Origin of the sequence: Pseudomonas sp. GWSMS-1, from assembly GCF_049847425.1 — a bacterium.
Classification (GTDB): domain Bacteria; phylum Pseudomonadota; class Gammaproteobacteria; order Pseudomonadales; family Pseudomonadaceae; genus Aquipseudomonas.
The window spans coordinates 3,817,567-3,834,741 of sequence record NZ_JBMHHV010000005.1 but is presented as its reverse complement, the minus strand read 5'-3'; the positions used below and the strand labels follow the sequence as shown (position 1 = coordinate 3,834,741).

At 61.8% G+C, this 17,175-nt stretch carries 14 protein-coding genes and 1 pseudogene; 6 read left to right on the top strand and 9 right to left on the bottom strand.

From position 1 onward, the window contains the following. The first annotated feature begins 176 nt into the window (after positions 1 to 176). From ACEPAJ_RS21500 to glsB, 5 genes are all read left to right on the top strand, one after another. Complete coding sequence (locus ACEPAJ_RS21500) at positions 177 to 1,592, top strand: acetyl-CoA carboxylase biotin carboxylase subunit (RefSeq protein ID WP_425917754.1); 1,416 nt, start codon at positions 177 to 179, stop codon at positions 1,590 to 1,592. Between the two features lie 15 nt (positions 1,593 to 1,607). Further along, complete coding sequence (oadA, locus tag ACEPAJ_RS21495) at positions 1,608 to 3,431, top strand: sodium-extruding oxaloacetate decarboxylase subunit alpha (protein ID WP_425917752.1); 1,824 nt, start codon at positions 1,608 to 1,610, stop codon at positions 3,429 to 3,431. A gap of 299 nt (positions 3,432 to 3,730) precedes the next feature. After that, positions 3,731 to 4,672, top strand: coding sequence for a sodium-dependent bicarbonate transport family permease (locus ACEPAJ_RS21490; RefSeq protein ID WP_425917750.1), 942 nt, complete (start codon positions 3,731 to 3,733; stop codon positions 4,670 to 4,672). Between the two features lies 1 nt (position 4,673). Then, complete coding sequence (locus ACEPAJ_RS21485) at positions 4,674 to 4,976, top strand: P-II family nitrogen regulator (RefSeq protein ID WP_274088059.1); 303 nt, start codon at positions 4,674 to 4,676, stop codon at positions 4,974 to 4,976. 142 nt (positions 4,977 to 5,118) lie between these two features. Then, positions 5,119 to 6,027, top strand: coding sequence for a glutaminase B (gene glsB, locus ACEPAJ_RS21480; RefSeq protein WP_425917748.1), 909 nt, complete (start codon positions 5,119 to 5,121; stop codon positions 6,025 to 6,027). A gap of 218 nt (positions 6,028 to 6,245) precedes the next feature. Here glsB and ACEPAJ_RS21475 read toward each other — a convergent pair whose 3' ends face one another. The 4 genes and pseudogenes from ACEPAJ_RS21475 to ACEPAJ_RS21460 all read right to left on the bottom strand — a co-directional run bounded on the left by ACEPAJ_RS21475 (position 6,246) and on the right by ACEPAJ_RS21460 (position 10,794). Continuing rightward, complete coding sequence (locus ACEPAJ_RS21475) at positions 6,246 to 7,601, bottom strand: 8-oxoguanine deaminase (protein WP_425917746.1); 1,356 nt, start codon at positions 7,599 to 7,601, stop codon at positions 6,246 to 6,248. A 167-nt stretch (positions 7,602 to 7,768) separates the two neighbouring features. After that, a complete protein-coding gene (locus ACEPAJ_RS21470) occupies positions 7,769 to 8,224 on the bottom strand; it encodes a GNAT family N-acetyltransferase (RefSeq protein ID WP_425917744.1) in 456 nt (151 codons plus the stop codon). Positions 8,225 to 8,282: 58 nt separating this feature from the next. Further along, a pseudogene (locus tag ACEPAJ_RS21465) lies at positions 8,283 to 9,268 on the bottom strand (asparaginase). 77 nt (positions 9,269 to 9,345) lie between these two features. Continuing rightward, positions 9,346 to 10,794, bottom strand: coding sequence for an alanine/glycine:cation symporter family protein (locus ACEPAJ_RS21460; RefSeq protein ID WP_425917742.1), 1,449 nt, complete (start codon positions 10,792 to 10,794; stop codon positions 9,346 to 9,348). Between the two features lie 152 nt (positions 10,795 to 10,946). On the opposite strand from ACEPAJ_RS21460, the gene ACEPAJ_RS21455 reads away from it, so the two are divergent. After that, positions 10,947 to 11,765: a helix-turn-helix domain-containing protein gene (locus ACEPAJ_RS21455; RefSeq protein ID WP_425917740.1), complete on the top strand. Its 819-nt coding sequence runs from the start codon at positions 10,947 to 10,949 to the stop codon at positions 11,763 to 11,765. Between the two features lie 11 nt (positions 11,766 to 11,776). Here ACEPAJ_RS21455 and ACEPAJ_RS21450 read toward each other — a convergent pair whose 3' ends face one another. The 5 genes from ACEPAJ_RS21450 to aspA all read right to left on the bottom strand — a co-directional run bounded on the left by ACEPAJ_RS21450 (position 11,777) and on the right by aspA (position 17,118). After that, a complete protein-coding gene (locus ACEPAJ_RS21450) occupies positions 11,777 to 12,397 on the bottom strand; it encodes an FMN-binding negative transcriptional regulator (protein ID WP_425917737.1) in 621 nt (206 codons plus the stop codon). Between the two features lie 133 nt (positions 12,398 to 12,530). Then, the gene (locus tag ACEPAJ_RS21445; RefSeq protein ID WP_425917735.1) at positions 12,531 to 13,940 is read right to left on the bottom strand and encodes a mechanosensitive ion channel family protein; all 1,410 of its coding nucleotides are present in this window, start codon (positions 13,938 to 13,940) and stop codon (positions 12,531 to 12,533) included. 168 nt (positions 13,941 to 14,108) lie between these two features. Continuing rightward, complete coding sequence (locus ACEPAJ_RS21440; protein ID WP_425917733.1) at positions 14,109 to 15,362, bottom strand: dicarboxylate/amino acid:cation symporter; 1,254 nt, start codon at positions 15,360 to 15,362, stop codon at positions 14,109 to 14,111. A gap of 148 nt (positions 15,363 to 15,510) precedes the next feature. Continuing rightward, entirely contained in the window at positions 15,511 to 15,678 is a 168-nt protein-coding gene (locus tag ACEPAJ_RS21435) for a hypothetical protein (protein ID WP_322949212.1), read from the bottom strand. Between the two features lie 15 nt (positions 15,679 to 15,693). Next, complete coding sequence (aspA, locus tag ACEPAJ_RS21430; protein ID WP_425918143.1) at positions 15,694 to 17,118, bottom strand: aspartate ammonia-lyase; 1,425 nt, start codon at positions 17,116 to 17,118, stop codon at positions 15,694 to 15,696. Between the last annotated feature and the right edge of the window lie 57 nt (positions 17,119 to 17,175).

The window sequence follows — 17,175 nt, the reverse complement described above, 5'->3', positions numbered from 1 at the left end:
TATGGCTGGCTGTTCTGCGGGCAACTATAAGTCTTAGCTAATACTAAACCCAATAAATATTGATTTTGGTTATTCACCCGCTCGGCGTAGTTTGGGCGCCTGACCGCCGTTGCTGTTGTGGTCACACGTCGACCGCTTTGTCGGTTGCCTGTTCACGTGATCGAGGATGCTGGCTCGTGATCAAGAAAATCCTGATAGCCAACCGCGGTGAGATTGCCGTACGCATTGTGCGAGCCTGTGCCGAAATGAATATTCGTTCGGTCGCAGTGTATTCCGATGCCGACCGCCATGCCCTGCATGTCAAACGTGCAGACGAGGCGCATGGCATTGGTGAGGACCCGCTGGCGGGTTATCTGAACCCGCGCAAGCTGGTCAACCTGGCCGTGGAAACCGGCTGCGATGCCTTGCACCCGGGTTATGGCTTTCTCTCGGAAAACGCCGAGCTGGCGGAAATCTGCGCCGAGCGCGGGATCAAATTTATCGGCCCGAGCGCCGAAGTGATCCGCCGCATGGGCGACAAAACGGAAGCGCGGCGCAGCATGATCAAGGCCGGTGTACCGGTGACGCCGGGCACTGAGGGCAACGTGGCGGATATCGCCGAAGCCCTGAGCGAGGGCGACCGCATCGGGTACCCGGTGATGCTCAAGGCCACTTCCGGCGGTGGCGGTCGCGGTATTCGCCGCTGCAACAGCCGCGAAGAGCTCGAACAAGCCTTCCCTCGAGTGATTTCCGAAGCCACCAAGGCCTTCGGTTCGGCGGAAGTGTTCCTGGAAAAATGCATCGTTAATCCCAAGCACATCGAAGCGCAGATTCTCGGTGACAGCTTCGGCAATGTGGTGCACCTGTTCGAGCGCGATTGCTCGATCCAGCGGCGTAACCAGAAACTCATTGAAATTGCCCCCAGCCCGCAGCTGACCCCCGAACAGCGTGCCTATATCGGCGACCTGTCGGTGCGTGCGGCCAAGGCGGTGGGTTACGAGAACGCCGGTACCGTGGAGTTCCTGCTCGCCGAGGGCGAGGTGTACTTCATGGAGATGAACACGCGGGTGCAGGTGGAGCACACCATCACCGAGGAAATCACCGGTATCGACATCGTCCGCGAGCAGATCCGCATCGCCTCGGGCCTGGAGCTGTCGGTCAAGCAGGAAGACATCATCCACCGCGGCTTCGCCCTGCAGTTCCGCATCAATGCCGAAGACCCGAAGAACAACTTCCTGCCCTCGTTCGGCAAGATCACCCGCTACTACGCCCCTGGCGGTCCCGGCGTGCGCACAGACACGGCGATCTACACCGGCTATACCATTCCGCCGTATTACGACTCCATGTGCCTGAAGCTGGTGGTCTGGGCGCTGACCTGGGAAGAAGCCCTGGCCCGCGGCCTGCGCGCCCTGGACGACATGCGTGTGCAGGGGGTGAAAACCACCGCCGCCTATTACCAGGAAATTCTGCGTAACCCGGAATTCCGCAGTGGTCAGTTCAACACCAGTTTCGTCGAGGCGCACCCTGAGCTGACCGAGTACTCGATCAAGCGCAACCCGTCGCACCTGGCCATCGCCATCGCCACCGCCATTGCTGCCCACGCCGGCCTGTAAGGGAAGGATCAGAACATGAGCAAGCCCGTTACTCACAAAAAAATCACCGTCACTGACACCGTCCTGCGCGATGCCCACCAGTCGCTGCTTGCCACGCGCATGCGCACCGAGGACATGCTGCCGATCTGCGACAAGCTCGATCAGGTTGGCTACTGGTCGCTGGAAGTCTGGGGTGGCGCGACCTTCGACGCCTGCATTCGCTTCCTCAAGGAAGACCCGTGGGAGCGCCTGCGCAAACTCAAGGCAGCGCTGCCCAATACCCGGCTGCAGATGCTCCTGCGCGGGCAGAACCTGCTCGGCTACCGCCACTACAGCGACGATGTGGTCAAAGCCTTCGTGGCCAAGGCGGCGGTCAATGGCATCGATGTGTTCCGCATCTTCGACGCGATGAACGACGTGCGTAACCTGCGCGTATCGATCGAGGCGGTGAAAGCCGCCGGCAAGCATGCCCAAGGCACCCTGAGTTACACCGTCAGCCCGGTGCACACGGTCGAAGCCTACGTGAAGCAGGCCAAGGCCATGCAAGCCATGGGCATCGACTCGGTGGCGATCAAGGACATGGCCGGGCTGCTGACGCCCTATGCGGCCTTTGACCTGGTCACGGCGCTGAAAGCCGAGGTTGATCTGCCGGTGTTTATCCACAGCCACGACACTGCCGGCATGGGCGCGATGTGCCAGATGAAGGCGATTGAAGCCGGTGCCGACCATATCGACACCGCCATCTCCAGCATGGCCTGGGGCACCAGCCATCCGGGCACCGAGTCGATGGTGGCGGCGCTCAAGGGCAGCCCATACGACACCGGTTTGGACCTGGCACTGCTGCAAGACATCGGCCTGTACTTCCATGCGGTGCGCAAGAAGTACCACCAGTTTGAAAGCGAGTTCACCACCGTCGACACCCGGGTGCAGGTCAATCAGGTGCCGGGCGGGATGATGTCCAACCTGGCCAACCAGCTCAAAGAGCAGGGCGCGCTGAATCGCATCAACGAAGTGTTCGCGGAAATCCCGCGCGTGCGTGAAGACCTCGGCTTCCCACCGCTGGTGACGCCGACCTCGCAAATTGTCGGCACCCAGGCGGTGTTCAACGTGCTGGCCGGCGAGCGCTACAAGACCATCACCAACGAGGTGAAGCTCTACCTGCAGGGCCGTTATGGCCTGGCCCCGGGCAAGATCAACGAGCAGCTGCGCAAGCAGGCGATCGGCAGTGAAGACGTGATCGACGTGCGCCCGGCGGACCTGCTCAAGCCGGAAATGGCCAAGCTGCGTGAGGAAGTGGGCAGCCTGGCGCACTCCGAAGAAGACGTGCTGACCTATGCCATGTTCCCGGATATCGGGCGTAAGTTCCTCGAAGAGCGCGCCGCCGGCAGCCTGACCCCGGAAGTGCTGCTGCCCATTCCCGAAGCAGGCGGTGTGGCCCCAGCCGGTGGCGAAGGCGTGCCGACCGAGTTTGTGGTGGACGTGCACGGCGAAAGCTACCGCGTCGACATCACCGGTGTCGGCGTGAAGAGCGATGGCAAGCGCCACTTCTACCTGTCCATCGACGGCATGCCGGAAGAAGTGGTGTTCGAGCCGCTCAACGATTTTGTTGCCGGCAGTGGCAACAAGCGTAAGCAGGCCAGTGCGCCGGGCGATGTCAGCACCAGCATGCCGGGCAATATCGTCGACGTGCTGGTTAAGGTCGGTGATACGGTCAAGGCCGGCCAGGCGGTGCTGATCAGCGAAGCGATGAAGATGGAAACCGAAGTGCAGGCGCCGATTGCCGGTACCGTGAAAGCGGTGCATGTGGCCAAGGGCGACCGGGTCAACCCGGGTGATGTACTGGTGGAAATCGACGGTTAACCTCAGAAGCCCCGGCTGTTTGAACAGGCATTTGAATGGCTTTTTTGGGGCTTCTTTTTACATCGCCAGCGCGCGGCTAAAGCGTGCGGGCAAGGGTTTTGGGCCACGTGCCTGAGTCCCGAGGGAGCCTTAGGGCTCCCTTTTTTTCGGTTATGCCCCGCTACGCTCAGCAAGGCTCTGTAGTCTGGCTGGGCGCAAACTGCGAGTATCAGCACGCTTGCGGAGGGGCATGACCTTTTATGTACGGGGTATGACGACACTTGCGTCTACCTTCAGGTGAATCGGCAGAGGTATGCACTGTGAGTCTGGATCCGGTTGTGCTGTTTTTTGTCTTCGGGCTGGTTGCTGGCCTGCTAAAAAGTGAGCTGAAACTGCCGCCAGCCTTGTATGAAACCCTGTCGATCCTATTGCTGCTGGCGATTGGTCTGCACGGTGGCGTGGAGTTGGCCGAGCAAGCCAGCTGGCAATTGCTCGGCCAGGCGGGGTTGGTGCTGGGGCTCGGCGTGGTGTTACCGCTGCTGGCGTTTGCCGTATTGCGCGGCCTGGGCTTTGACCGGGTCAATGCGGCGGCCGTGGCGGCGCACTATGGTTCGGTCAGTGCCGGTACCTTTGCCGTGGTGGTGGCCTACATGCTGGCCAAGGGCATCGAGTTCGAAAGCTACATGCCGCTGTTTGTGGCGATTCTGGAGATCCCGGCGATTCTGGTCGGCATCCTCCTGGCCAAGGGGCTGGCGCGCGATACCGACTGGGGCGAACTGGGCCGGGAGATCTTCCTCGGCAAGAGCATCATGCTATTGCTCGGCGGCCTGATCATTGGCGCAATCGCTGGCAAAGAGGGCATCAAGCCGCTGGAGCCGCTCTACACCAGCATGTTCAAACCGGTGCTGGCGTTCTTTTTGTTGGAAATGGGCCTGATTGCCTCCGGTCAGCTCGGCGCGCTGAAACAGTTTGGTCTGCGCCTGCTGGGCTTTGCCTTGCTGATGCCGCTGTTGGGCGCGCTGATCGGTGCGCTGTTGGCTCGCTTTATGGGCCTAAGCCTGGGCGGTACGGCGGTGCTGGCGACGTTGGCCGCGTCGGCCTCTTACATCGCCGTGCCGGCGGCGCTGCGGCTGGCCTTGCCGCAAGCTAACCCGTCGCTGTCACTCACCGCTTCACTGGGTATCACCTTTCCCTTCAACATTCTGCTGGGCATCCCGCTGTACCTGATGCTGGCTGAACAGCTTATTGCCTGGGGGTTCTGATATGAACGCACATGTGCGCACCCTGCTGACCGTGATTTGTGAAGCGGCGCTGGAGAAAAAACTGGAGGCTGACCTACCTGCCCTTGGGGCGCCCGGCTGGACCATTTCCGATGCGCGTGGCCGCGGTGGCCGTGGCGTACGCAGCGCGGGCTGGGAAGCCGAGGGCAATATCCGCCTGGAGATCATCTGTGCGCGGGATGTGGCTGAGCGCATTGCCGAGCATCTGCAGGCTCGCTACTACGAGAATTTCGCCATGGTCTGCTACCTCACTCAGGTGGAAGTGCTGCGCCCGGAAAAGTTCTAGCCGGCGCGTTGAGGTACGCCAGGGCTGTGTCGTCAACCGAGGGCTAGGCGGCGGGGCGCCATTGCTATGTGATCCGCTATGCCGCGTTGGCGTCTACCTGCCATCGTCCGAGGTGCGCTCGGGCCTTGTGGTGAGCCTGAGCATGCAAGCGCTGTTGAATGAAATTCTCGATCAAGTCCGCCCACTGATTGGTCAGGGCAAAGTAGCCGACTACATTCCGGCGCTGGCCGACGTGCCGGCCAATCAGTTGGCTATTGCGGTGTACAGCAACGACGGCGAGCTCTACTGCGCCGGCGACGCGGATACGGCGTTTTCCGTGCAGAGCATCTCCAAAGTCTTCAGCCTGGTACAGGCCATTCAGCATTCCGGCGAGGATATCTGGCAGCGCCTGGGCCATGAGCCCTCCGGTCAGCCGTTTAACTCGTTGGTGCAGCTGGAGCTTGAGCGCGGTCGGCCACGTAATCCATTTATCAATGCTGGTGCGCTGGTGATCTGCGATATCAACCAGTCGCGCTTTGCCGCGCCCGTGCTGTCGATGCGCGATTTTGTTCGGCGCCTGGCCGGTAACCCTGAGGTGCTGGTGGACAGCCGGGTCGCCGACTCGGAATACCAGCACCGCGCGCGCAACGCCGCGGCGGCGTACCTGATGCAATCCTTCGGCAACTTCCATAACGACGTCGAGGCGGTGCTGCGCAGCTATTTCAGTTACTGCGCGCTGCGCATGAGTTGTGTCGATCTGGCGCGGGCGTTCGGTTTTCTGGCCAACGGTGGCTTTTGCAAACACAGTGGCGCGCAGATTCTTACGGCGCGGCAGAGCAAACAGGTCAACGCGATCATGGCCACCAGTGGCCTGTATGATGAGGCGGGTAACTTTGCTTACCGCGTCGGCTTGCCGGGAAAAAGTGGCGTTGGCGGCGGTATCGTCGCGGTAGTGCCGGGGCGTTTTAGCGTGTGCGTGTGGTCGCCGGAGCTGAATGCCGCCGGTAACTCTCTGGCCGGAATTAAAGCGCTGGAGTTGCTCAGCGAGCGGATTGGTTGGTCAGTGTTCTAGGGGCTGACTCGGATCTGCTGCGAGTGCGCAAATCGTAGGGTGGGTTAACGGCGCTAGCGACTCTCTACCAGACGGCTCGGTGGCAGTGCGGCGTGTAACCCACCAGGCGGTATCAGCCCATACGGTGGGTTACGGTGCAGCCAAAGGCGAGTTAGCCGATGCTGATGCACTCGGCACCTAACCCACCCTACGTGCCGTGGATTAGCCGATTACGCGATTCAGCCAGCAATCAGCTCCTTGGCAGCCTGACGGTGGTCGGCGATCAGCTGCGCCACATCCAGCCCTTCGATTTGCCCGTCGATCACCCGCCATTGGCCGCCGATCATCATCCGATCGGCCTTGTCGGCGCCGCACAGCAGCAATGCCGAGATTGGGTCGTGGCTGCCGGAGAAGCGCAGCTCATCCAGCTTGAAGAAGGCCAGGTCGGCCTGCTTGCCCACCGCCAGTTCACCAATGTCGCTGCGCCCCAGCAGCTTGGCCGAGCCCTTGCTGGCCCAACCCAGCACCAATTCCGGGGTGATTTTCTCGGCACCGTAGCGCAGGCGTTGGATGTACAGAGCCTGACGCGCTTCGAGAATCATGTTCGAGGCATCGTTGGAGGCAGAACCGTCGACACCGAGGCCGATGGGCGCGCCGGCGGCTTCCAGGTCGAGGGTCGGGCAGATGCCGGAGGCCAGGCGCATGTTCGAGCTTGGGCAATGGCAAATGCCGGTGCCGGCCGCGCCAAGGCGTTGGATTTCATCCGGGTTGAAGTGGATGCCGTGGGCCAGCCAGGTGCGCGAGCTGAGCCAGCCGACACTGTCCAGGTAATCCACGGTGCGCAGGCCGAAGCGCTGCAGGCAGAAGTCCTCTTCGTCGAGGGTTTCCGCCAGGTGGGTGTGCAGGCGTACGTCGAGTTCTGTGGCCAGTTCGGCGCTTTGGCGCATGATGTCTTGGGTCACCGAGAACGGTGAGCAGGGCGCCAGAGCGATCTGGATCTGCGCGCCGTCGCCGCGTTGGTGGTACTGCTTAATCAGGCGTTGGCTGTCGGCCAGGATCACCTCACCTTGCTGCACGGTTTGCTGTGGCGGCAGGCCACCGTCGGCCTCGCCCAAGCTCATCGAGCCACGGGTGAGCATGGCGCGCATGCCCAGTTCGCGTACCGCTTCGACCTGTACGTCGATGGCGTTTTCCAGGCCACCGGGGAACAGGTAGTGGTGGTCAGCGGCGGTGCTGCAGCCGGACAGCAACAGTTCGGCCAGCGCGACTTTACTGGCCAGGGCGAGTTTCTCTGGGGTCAGGCGCGCCCATACCGGATACAGGGTCTTTAGCCAGGGGAACAACGGTTGGTTGACCACCGGGCCCCAGGCACGGGTGAGGGTTTGATAGAAGTGGTGGTGGGTGTTGATCAGCCCCGGCAGAACCACATGCTCGCGGGCATCGAAGGTCTGATCGCAAGGCAGGGATGGCTGTTGGCCGGCCTTGAGCAGTTCGCTGATGACACCGTCTTCAATGACCAGGCCGCCGGCGGCGTCGAGGGTGTTGGCGGTAAAAATCGCGAGGGGGTTTTTGATCCAGATACGGGTAGCAGCCATTGAGTTGGCTCCTCTGAAGGTGGGTTCAGGTTAGCCAGCTCAGTGTTTACCCTGTCTGCTGATCCAGGTGCGCGTGTGGCTCAGTGGCCGGCGTGGCGCAGACGATAGCGCCATCATTTACCGGCGGCAAGACCAGGGTCAGAATTTCTGACCAGAAGGTCAGGGGCTTAAAACAGTTTGCGGTACTGGATAAACCCCGAGCGCTCGGCGATGCGTTCATACAGCAACATGGCGCGGCTATTGCTCTCATGGGTCAGCCAGTAGGTGCGTGAGCAGCCTTCGGCTTTGGCCTGCTGGTAGACGTGTTCGATCAGCTTACGACCGGCGCCGCTGCTGCGCACATCCTTACTGATAAACAGGTCCTGCAGGTAGCAGTAGTCGCCAACCGTCCAGGTCGAGCGGTGGTAGATCCAGTGCACCAGGCCAATGGCTTTGCCCTCGTGCCAGGCCAGCGCGGCATGCATCGGCTCGGCGGGGTCGAGAAAGCGCTGCCAGGTTATGTCGCTGGTCGCGGCGTTAATATCGGTCATGTAGAAACGCTGATAGCCCTGCCACAGGGGCAGCCAGGCGGCATGATCGGCGTCGGTTATCGGACGGATTTCGACGGGAATGCGGATGGGCATGCTGGCAACCTCGTTGGTTTAGTAAAGCCCTTACAGCCTAGCTGCAAGAGCCCAGCCTTCAATCGGCGCGTTCACCACAGACATCCAGGGCAAACCAGTGTTCCACTTCGGTTTGGCTCAGGCCCGCGCCGAGCAGGGCGAACAGTTTACCCAGTGCGGCTTCGCGGGTCATACCGCCCGCAGAGATCAGCCCCGCATTGGCCAGTTGACTGCCGGCGGCATACACGCCGAATTCAACATGCCCGTGCGGGCATTGGCTGATGGCGGCGAGCACCACGCCTCGATCATGCGCCGCCTTGAGCACACCGAGCAGCTCGGCATCATCCGCCGGCCCGGTGCCGCTGCCGTAGCATTCCAGCAGCAGACCTTGTACGCCGCTGTCGAGCAGGGCACGTACATGGCTGGCCTGGATGCCGGGATAAAACGGCAGTACGGCCAGGTTGACCGGCTGACGCGGCTGGCGATAGTCGATGCTGGTCGGGATGCTTTCGGCGCGTGCACTCTGGCGTTGGCGCGGCAGTACGTGGAAGGCGTCGAAGGCGTCGCTGCGCAGCTTGCTGACCCGTGCGCCATGCAGCAGCGCGCCATTGAAGTACAGGTGCACGCCCGGCGTGACGCCGGCTTGCAGCGCGCGCATGGCGCCGAACAGGTTGCCCCAGGCATCGCTGCCTTCGGCCCCGGCCGGCAGCATCGAGCCGCTGAGCATCACCGGCACCGGCAGGCCGAGCAGGAGAAAGCTCAGGGCGGCGGCGCTGTAGGCCAGGGTATCGGTGCCGTGCAGCAGCAATACGCCGTCGCAACCGTCGCGCTCGATACCGGTGCGAATCGCTGCGACCATCGCCAGCCAGTTGTGCTGGTTCATATTGGCGCTGTCGATGGGGGTAGCAGCTCGGCAAACGACCATTGCGGCAGTGGTTGGGCTTCCAGCGCTTGCTGGCTGCGCAAGCGCGCTTCGAAGCCGGACGCGGGGGCCAGGCCATTGGCGCTCATTTGCATACCGATGGTGCCGCCGGTGTACAGCACCAGGAGTTTTTTACAGCCCATCAGGGGTCTCCGTTTTCCTTGTTCTTATAAGAAAACAGGGGGCTAAGCCCCCTGTTTTTCATAGCCTGCGCAGCGTGTTAGCGCTGATGCACGCTGTTGCCGATTTCGGCTTGTTTGGCTGGCGACGTCGCGGTGTGCGCGTTAGCCGCCCAAACGGCTGGGTCGAGGTCCAGGTCGGCGAAGTTTTTCGCGTCCAGTACCGGCGACCCCACGCCTGCCTTGATCTGGCTGTCGTAATCGCGCATCAGACGCAGGCCGACCTTGAACAGCAGCGCCAGGGCAACCAGGTTGCAAATGGCCAGCAAGCCCATGGTCACATCCGCAAAGGCGAATACGGTGCCCAAATCCTGTACCGAGCCCCACAGTACCAGAGCGATGACCAGTACGCGGTAGACCATCACTGGAGCACGTTTCTTGCTGAAGAAGCCCAGGGCGTTTTCACCGAGGTAGTAGTTGTAGATCAGGGTGGTGAAGACGAACAGCAGCAGGGCGATGGTGACGAACACCCGGCCCCATTCGCCCACCACGCTGGCTACGGCCGTCTGGGTCAGGACTACACCGGCGATGTCCATGCCTGGCTGATAGACGCCCGACAGCAGGATGATCAGCGCGGTGCAGCTGCACAGGATGATGGTGTCGATAAACACGCTGAGCGACTGCACGATGCCCTGTGCAACCGGGTGCTTGACCTCGGCCACGGCGGCGACGTTCGGCGCACTGCCCAAGCCGGCTTCGTTGGAGAACAGGCCGCGCTTCACACCCATGATGATCGCCGCGCCAATGCCACCGGCAAACGCCGGCTCCAGGCCGAAGGCGCTGTTGAAGATCAGTTTGAGCGTGGCGGGGATCGCCTCAACGTTGCTGCCAATCACGAATACCGCCATGGCGATGTACGAGAAGGCCATCACGGGCACCAATACGTCGGCGAACTTAGCGATGCGCTTGATGCCGCCGAAGATGATCAGGCCGATGACCACGGTCAGGATCAGGCCGCTGACATAAGTCGGCATGCCAAAGGTGTCATGCATCGAACTGGCGACGGTGTAGGACTGCACCGCGTTGAAGCCGAAGCCGAAGGTCACCAGCAGTAGGATCGACACCACGATGCCCAACCAGCGCTGGCCGAGGCCGTGCTGGATGTAGAAGGCCGGGCCACCGCGGTAGGTGCCGTCGTCTTCGCGGCGCTTGTACAGCTGAGCGATGGAGCATTCGAAGTAGCTGGTGGCCATGCCGACCAGGGCTACGACCCACATCCAGAAGATCGCGCCTGGGCCACCGAGCATGATGGCCACCGAGACACCGGCGATGTTGCCGGCACCCACGCGGCCAGCGACTGAAAGCATCAGTGCCTGGAACGAGCTGAGCTGGCCTGGCTGGCGCTGGAAGGCTTCGGCGAAGATGCGGAACATGCTGCCAAAGTAACGAAACTGGACGAAACGCGAGGCGATGGTGAAGTACAGACCCAGGCCGATCAGCATTACGATCAGGAGCTTGCTCCAGATCAGGTCGTTGAGAATATCGAGCATGGCAGGGCAGTCTCTCTTGTTGTTGTGTGAGGGGAATTTGCTAGGGGCGGAATAGTTCAGCAGGCGCGTTCGTCATGCAATTTCGCAGGTGGCGGCGAGATGACGCGAGTTGATGCTAGAATCGCGTCGCTCGCATCACCGGAAAATCCACCATGTCCGACCATCTAGGGCTCAATCTCAAGCTGTTGTGCAGCCATTACCGGTCGATTGCCGAGGTGTGCCGCAAGCTGGCGATTAACCGTGCCCAGTTCAACAAATACCTCAGCGGGCAGAGTCGCCCAACGGCCTACAACCTCAAGCGCATTTGTGATTTTTTCGGGGTCGAGGGCTACGAGCTGAGCCTGCCGAGTGAGCAGTTTGCCGACCTGATCGGCGCGCGCAGCGGCAGTCAGGAAGCGCGGGTGGTCACCGATCCCTTGCTGGAGTTGTTCCAGCCCCTCGGCGCGCATTCCAGCAGCCTGTCGCGTTACTGCGGCTACTACTTTGAATACGCCAACTGCATGTCGGTGCCGGGGCAGATTCTGCTGTCGCTGGTGCACCTGCGCGAGGAGCGCGGCAGCTACCTGTTTGAGCGTCAGGAGCGTCAGGAGCCGTCACGCGCCGACAATGGCAAGGCCGAGGATTGGGTACGCTGCCGCTACCTGGGCGCGGCCTTCTACCTGCAGGATCGGTTGTTTCTGATCGACTACGAGTCGCTGACCGGCAACGAGATGAGCCAAACCATCCTGATCCCCAGCTTCAAGAGCCGCATCAGCCGCCTCAATGGCCTGAAAACCGGGGTCTCCAGCGGCGACTTACGCACCCCAGCCTGCACGCGGGTGGTCTGGGAGTTTCTTGGCAACGACATCAACCGGGTGAACGCCTACCGCCAGGTGATGCTCTACAGCCCGGATGACCCGCGCATCGATGCTGATATCCGGAAGCGTCTGGCCGGCGCGCAGATCCGTAACGGCCTGTTTGAGATCGAGTAAGGCGCAGCCGCTCAGCTCAAGCGTGCCGCGAGCGCCTGGTCTGCGGCGACAGAGCTGGCACTGAGGCCTTTATGCACGCCGTCGCGATCAGCGGCCGTGCGGTTCTGGCTGAGCTTCCATTGGCCCTCAAGGCGCTGGATCGGCAGGGCGAAGCCGACAATGGCGCGCAGCATCGTGTCGATATAGTCCGTGGGCGCATCACTGACCGCCCAGGGCCGCTCGCGTCCGGCCTCATGCTGGGCACTGAGACGGCTGACCAACTGCAGCAGCCCCGCGCTGTCTTCAATCAGCTGCGCCTGACCGCGAGCGTGCACGGCGATGTAGTTCCAAGTGGGCACGGCTTTGCCGTGTTCGACCTTGCTCGGATACCACGCGGGGCTGATGTAGGCCTGTGGCCCCTGGAAGATGGCCAGGGTTTCGCCCTGCAGCAGCTCACGCCAGTGTGGGTTGGCCCGGGCAAAGTGGCCGTAGAGGGTGCCGAATTCGCCCTCGTCGGCGGCCAGCAGGAGCGGTAGGTGGCTGGCCTGTAGGCCGTTTGCACCCTGGTTTACCAGCGTTGCCAGTGTGCAGGCGTTGATCTGCTGATGCAGCAGGGCGAGGTCGTTTTGGCGGAACGCGGGTGGCGTGTACATGGCGGGACTCCGGCGGCGAGGCCCCATCCTAGCGCGCGGTGCCGGGCCGGATAAGCGCCAGTTGCGGTGACTTTGACCGGCACAGTCTGCGTCGCGCGTTGAGTCAGCCGCTGGCCTTTAGCCAAGGGCGGTTTTATTCATGCGGGACGTCTTTATCGAGCAGATCATTGCCTGGGTCGGATTGGATTTCCGCGTCCACTTTCTGCTCCAGGTGTTTGTCTGGCGAGACATCCAGCACGCCATCCGCTTGCTCAGCGCGGCTTGCCGGGCGCTCTTCTTTGGCTGAACGGCTTGCAACCGGCGGGCTGCCGGCAGGCTTGGCATCCAGCGCGCTAAACAGCGCGGTGTTGACCTCGGGATCGAAGCGCAACCGATAGATCGGCTCCGGCAAGGTGAAGCCCTGTGCTTGCAGCGCACGCATGGCAGCGCGAATGGCCAGGCTACGGGCTTTGGCAAAATTGGTTTGGCGCTGATCGATCCAGGCGTAGAAGGTCAGCACGATGTTGGAGTCGCCCACCGTGTTGATCAGCGCGTCGGGCTCGGGCTCTTGCAGGATAAAGTCGAGGCTGCTGACAGCGTCCAGGCCCGCCTGCATCGCGGCCACTGGGTCATCGTCGGCATCCACGCCGAGTTCGAACTCAAAGCGCCGTTCCGGGTTGGTCGAGTAATTGAGGATGATGCCCTTGAACACTGCCGCATTGGGAATGCGCATATGGTTGCCGTCGAGGGTCATTAAAATCGTGGCGCGCGAGGTCAGGCGCACGACGATGCCCTCGATGTCATTGATGATCACGTGATCCTTGGCGCGGAACGGCTGGCGCAGGCTGAGCATCACGCTGGAGATGTAATTCTCCACCGTATCGCGCACGGCAAAACCGATGGCCAGGCCGATGACCCCGGCGCCGCCGAGAATGGTGGTAATAACCGCTGCAGCGCCCAATAAATTCAGCGCGAGGATAATCCCCAGCAACAGGATGACCACGCGCGTGGCCTGGGCCATAAGGTCAGCAAGAAAGGGATTGGGCGCTATTTTTCGCCATAAAAACTGCCGGCCGGCGATGAAGTTGCCCAGCAGGACAAAGGCGGTTAAAACCAGTAGCGCCAGGCCAATCAGCGGCAATGCTTTTATAAAGTTCACGCTTTGCGTGCGCAGGCGCTCAATCACCGGCCGCACGTTATCGGCCACGGCCAGGGTTCTGTTCATCTCGTCGGTTACCGTGACCACCCCGGCGAGCCGGCCTGCTAGGCGCTGGGCTTGCTGCGCCGCTATTTCATTGGCCACCTCGCCCCGCAGAATGACCACGCCGCCACCGACATACACCGTCACGCCGCGCAGCGGCTCCAGTTCGGTAAAAATATTCTCGATGCGCGCCTGAATCGTCTCATCGCTCTGCGTCGCCTCTGCTTCGATAGCCGCCGTGGCGACGGGCTCGGAAAGGCTCGCGTCTTCGCTTTGCGCCCAGGCAACGTGGCCCGGCAATAAAACAGTCAGCAGTGCTAATGCCAGCAGCGTATTGCGCGAGGGCAGGGTTGAGAACGTCATCGCAGGCGGCTCCGAAATAAGGCGACAGTAAAAACACTAGCCTACACGGATGCGCCAAACGCTGACTGACCCCGTGCACGGCGGGTCGAGAGGGCGGCGGCAAGTCAATAGCACAACGCCCCGTGAACACGAGGCTCACGGGGCGTTGTAGGGGCAGCGTTGGTCGCTTTACTGCGGGTTGTCGCTGTTATAGATGGTCTGATCCAGCTCGTTCTCGCTGCGCCCGACCAGGGTGGTGGTCATCAGGTCGCCGGCGACGTTGACCGTGGTGCGCGCCATGTCGAGGATGCGATCAATGCCAGCGATCAGCGCTACGCCTTCCAGCGGCAGGCCGACCGAAGTCAGCACCAAACCGAGCATGATCAGCCCAGCGCCCGGTACACCGGCAGTGCCCACCGACGCCAGGGTGGCGGTGAGGATAATCATCAGGTACTGCGCGCCATTCAGCTCAACCCCGAAGGCCTGGGCAATAAACAGGGCCAACACACCTTGGTAGATGGCCGTGCCATCCATGTTGATGGTGGCGCCTACCGGCAGCACGAAGCCCGCCACACCTTGCGATACACCGAGGTTTTTACGCGCGCATTCAATCGATACCGGCAGGGTGCCAGCGCTGCTGGAGGTGCTGAAGGCCACGGCCAGCGCGGGCGCCACGCCCTTGAAAAAGCGCAGCGGGCTGAGGCGCGCGAGCAATGCCAGCAGGCCGCCATAGACCAGCAGCATGTGGGCGATGCTGGCCAGGTAAATGACCCCGATCACCTCGGCCAACGGCAGCAACACTTCGATGCCATGGGAGGCCACCACGCCGGCGATCAGCGCGAACACGCCAATGGGCGCACAACGCATCACCAGGTCGGTGAGCTTGTAGAACACCTCGGCCAGACTGTTGAACAGCTTGACGGTCGGCGCCGCCTTTTCGCCAATCAGGTTCATGCTCACGCCCAGGGCAATGGCGAACACAATGATCTGCAGGATATTGCCTTCGGCAAAGGCGGCGACCGGATTGGTGGGTACGAGGCCGACCAGAATCTGTACCAGCGAGGGCGCCTGCTTGGCTTCCTGCACGCCGCTGGCGACCATGTTCATGCCTTCGCCGGGGCTGAACAGGGCGCCGAAGAGCAGGCCGATGCTCACCGCAAAGGCGGTGGTGAGCAGGTAGATGCCGATGGTTTTAACGCTGATACGGCCGAGCTTGGCGCTGTCGCTCATGGCGGTGATGCCGGCCACCAGGGAGACGAATACCAGCGGCGCAATGAGCATCTTGATCGCGTTGAGGAACAGCGTACCAATCGGCGCGAGCAGCAGGGCGTTGCTCTTGAACAGCACGCCGGTGAGCACGCCAAGGCCGAGGCCGATAAGGATTTGTTGCCACAGCGGCATGCGCCCTAGGAAGCCTAGGGAGAAGGTGGTGTTCTGACTCATGGTGGTTACCCGGATTGTCGTTGTTGTGGGGCCGTCTGCTACGGCCTTGAGCGATGCCGTCCGGCTGGCTGGGGCGTAAAGGCCTGATCTATGGCCAAAAAAACGCGCCGCATCCTTACGGATGCGGCGCGTTGTGGTGCTCTGTGTGTCAGGTGGTTAGCGATACCTGTGGTGCAATGGTCACAGGTTTTGCTGGCTGTGGCGACTGTTGCGTTGTGCCGGGCAGGTTCTGGCTATAGAACACCGGCACGCTAGGCCACAGGCGGCGCGGCGGATGAATAGCGAGAAAGCCGATGGGCGCAGGTTGCTGGTGCATGACGACGCTCCTGGCTCAAGGCTTTAGGGGGACGAGACGTGGAGCAATCATGTTTTCCGGGCGCAGGATGTCGGCCAGTTCGGCGTCGCCCAGCAGCTTCTCTTCACGCACCAGCTCCAGCACGCTGCGACCACTTTCCAGCGCCACCTTGGCGATGCGCGTGGCGTTTTCGTAGCCGATGTAGGGGTTGAGTGCGGTGATCAGGCCGATGGAGTTTTCCATCAGTTCGCGGCAGCGCGCTTCGTTGGCCGTGATGCCGTCGATGCACAGCTCGCGCAGCATATCCATGGCGCGGGTCAGCAGGCGGATCGAGTCGAAGATCTTGTAGGCGATCAGCGGCTCCATCACGTTGAGCTGCAGTTGGCCCCCTTCGGCCGCCATGGTCAGCGCCAGGTCGTTGCCGATTACTTCAAACGCGACTTGGTTGACCGCTTCCGGGATAACCGGGTTGACCTTGCCGGGCATGATCGAGCTGCCTGGCTGGCGCGCCGGCAAGTTGATCTCGTTGATCCCGGTGCGTGGGCCGCTGGAGAGCAGGCGCAGGTCGTTGCACATCTTCGACATTTTTACCGCGGTGCGCTTGAGCATGCCGGAGAACAGCACGAACGCGCCCATGTCCGAGGTGGCTTCAATCAGGTCAGCGGCCGGGGTCAGCGGCTGGCCGCTGATGATCGCTAGGCGCTTTACGGCCATCAGCTGGTACTGCGGGTCGGCGTTGATGCCGGTGCCGATGGCGGTGCCACCCAAGTTGACTTCGGTGAGCAGGGTTGGCGCCAGCAGTTTGAGGTGCTGCAGGTCTTCGCTGAGGGTGGTGGCGAAGGCACGGAATTCCTGGCCGAGTGTCATCGGCACAGCGTCTTGCAGCTGGGTACGACCCATCTTCAACACGTGGTTGAACTCCAGGTGCTTTTTCGACAGCGACTGGATCAGCTTATCCAGCGCGGTCAGCAGGCTTTCGTGGCCCAGCAACAGGCCCAGGCGAATGGCGGTCGGGTAGGCGTCGTTGGTCGACTGCGCCATGTTTACGTCATTGTTCGGGTGCAGCTGCTTGTAGTCACCTTTTTCGAAGCCCATGGCCTCGAGCGCGATGTTGGCGATGACTTCGTTGGCGTTCATGTTGGTCGAGGTGCCGGCGCCGCCTTGAATCATGTCGACCACGAATTGATCGTGGAACTCGCCCTGAATGATGCGTGCGCAAGCGGTGCTGATCGCCGTGTGCTTGGCCGCAGATAGGTGGCCCAACTCGCGGTTGGCATCGGCTGCCGCCTGCTTGACCATGGCCAGTGCGACCACCAGCTTCGGGTAATGCGACAGCGTCACACCGGACAGGCGGAAGTTCTGCACGGCGCGCAGGGTCTGAATGCCGTAATAGGCTTCAGCGGGAACGTCGAGGGTGCCGAGCAGGTCTTTTTCAAGGCGGGTTGATGCAACAGCGGACATGATGGTTACTATCTCAGGAAGTGCGGCATAGGCCGCGATGCCCCGTAGGTTAGGGGC

Coding starts and splice junctions, on each gene's coding strand:
- oadA (WP_425917752.1), top strand. CDS start 1,608: ATGAGCAAGCCCGTTACTCACAAAAAAATCACCGTCACTGACACCGTC.
- ACEPAJ_RS21485 (WP_274088059.1), top strand. CDS start 4,674: ATGAACGCACATGTGCGCACCCTGCTGACCGTGATTTGTGAAGCGGCG.
- glsB (WP_425917748.1), top strand. CDS start 5,119: ATGCAAGCGCTGTTGAATGAAATTCTCGATCAAGTCCGCCCACTGATT.
- ACEPAJ_RS21475 (WP_425917746.1), bottom strand. CDS start 7,601: ATGGCTGCTACCCGTATCTGGATCAAAAACCCCCTCGCGATTTTTACC.
- ACEPAJ_RS21470 (WP_425917744.1), bottom strand. CDS start 8,224: ATGCCCATCCGCATTCCCGTCGAAATCCGTCCGATAACCGACGCCGAT.
- ACEPAJ_RS21460 (WP_425917742.1), bottom strand. CDS start 10,794: ATGCTCGATATTCTCAACGACCTGATCTGGAGCAAGCTCCTGATCGTA.
- ACEPAJ_RS21455 (WP_425917740.1), top strand. CDS start 10,947: ATGTCCGACCATCTAGGGCTCAATCTCAAGCTGTTGTGCAGCCATTAC.
- ACEPAJ_RS21450 (WP_425917737.1), bottom strand. CDS start 12,397: ATGTACACGCCACCCGCGTTCCGCCAAAACGACCTCGCCCTGCTGCAT.
- ACEPAJ_RS21445 (WP_425917735.1), bottom strand. CDS start 13,940: ATGACGTTCTCAACCCTGCCCTCGCGCAATACGCTGCTGGCATTAGCA.
- ACEPAJ_RS21440 (WP_425917733.1), bottom strand. CDS start 15,362: ATGAGTCAGAACACCACCTTCTCCCTAGGCTTCCTAGGGCGCATGCCG.
- ACEPAJ_RS21435 (WP_322949212.1), bottom strand. CDS start 15,678: ATGCACCAGCAACCTGCGCCCATCGGCTTTCTCGCTATTCATCCGCCG.
- aspA (WP_425918143.1), bottom strand. CDS start 17,118: ATGTCCGCTGTTGCATCAACCCGCCTTGAAAAAGACCTGCTCGGCACC.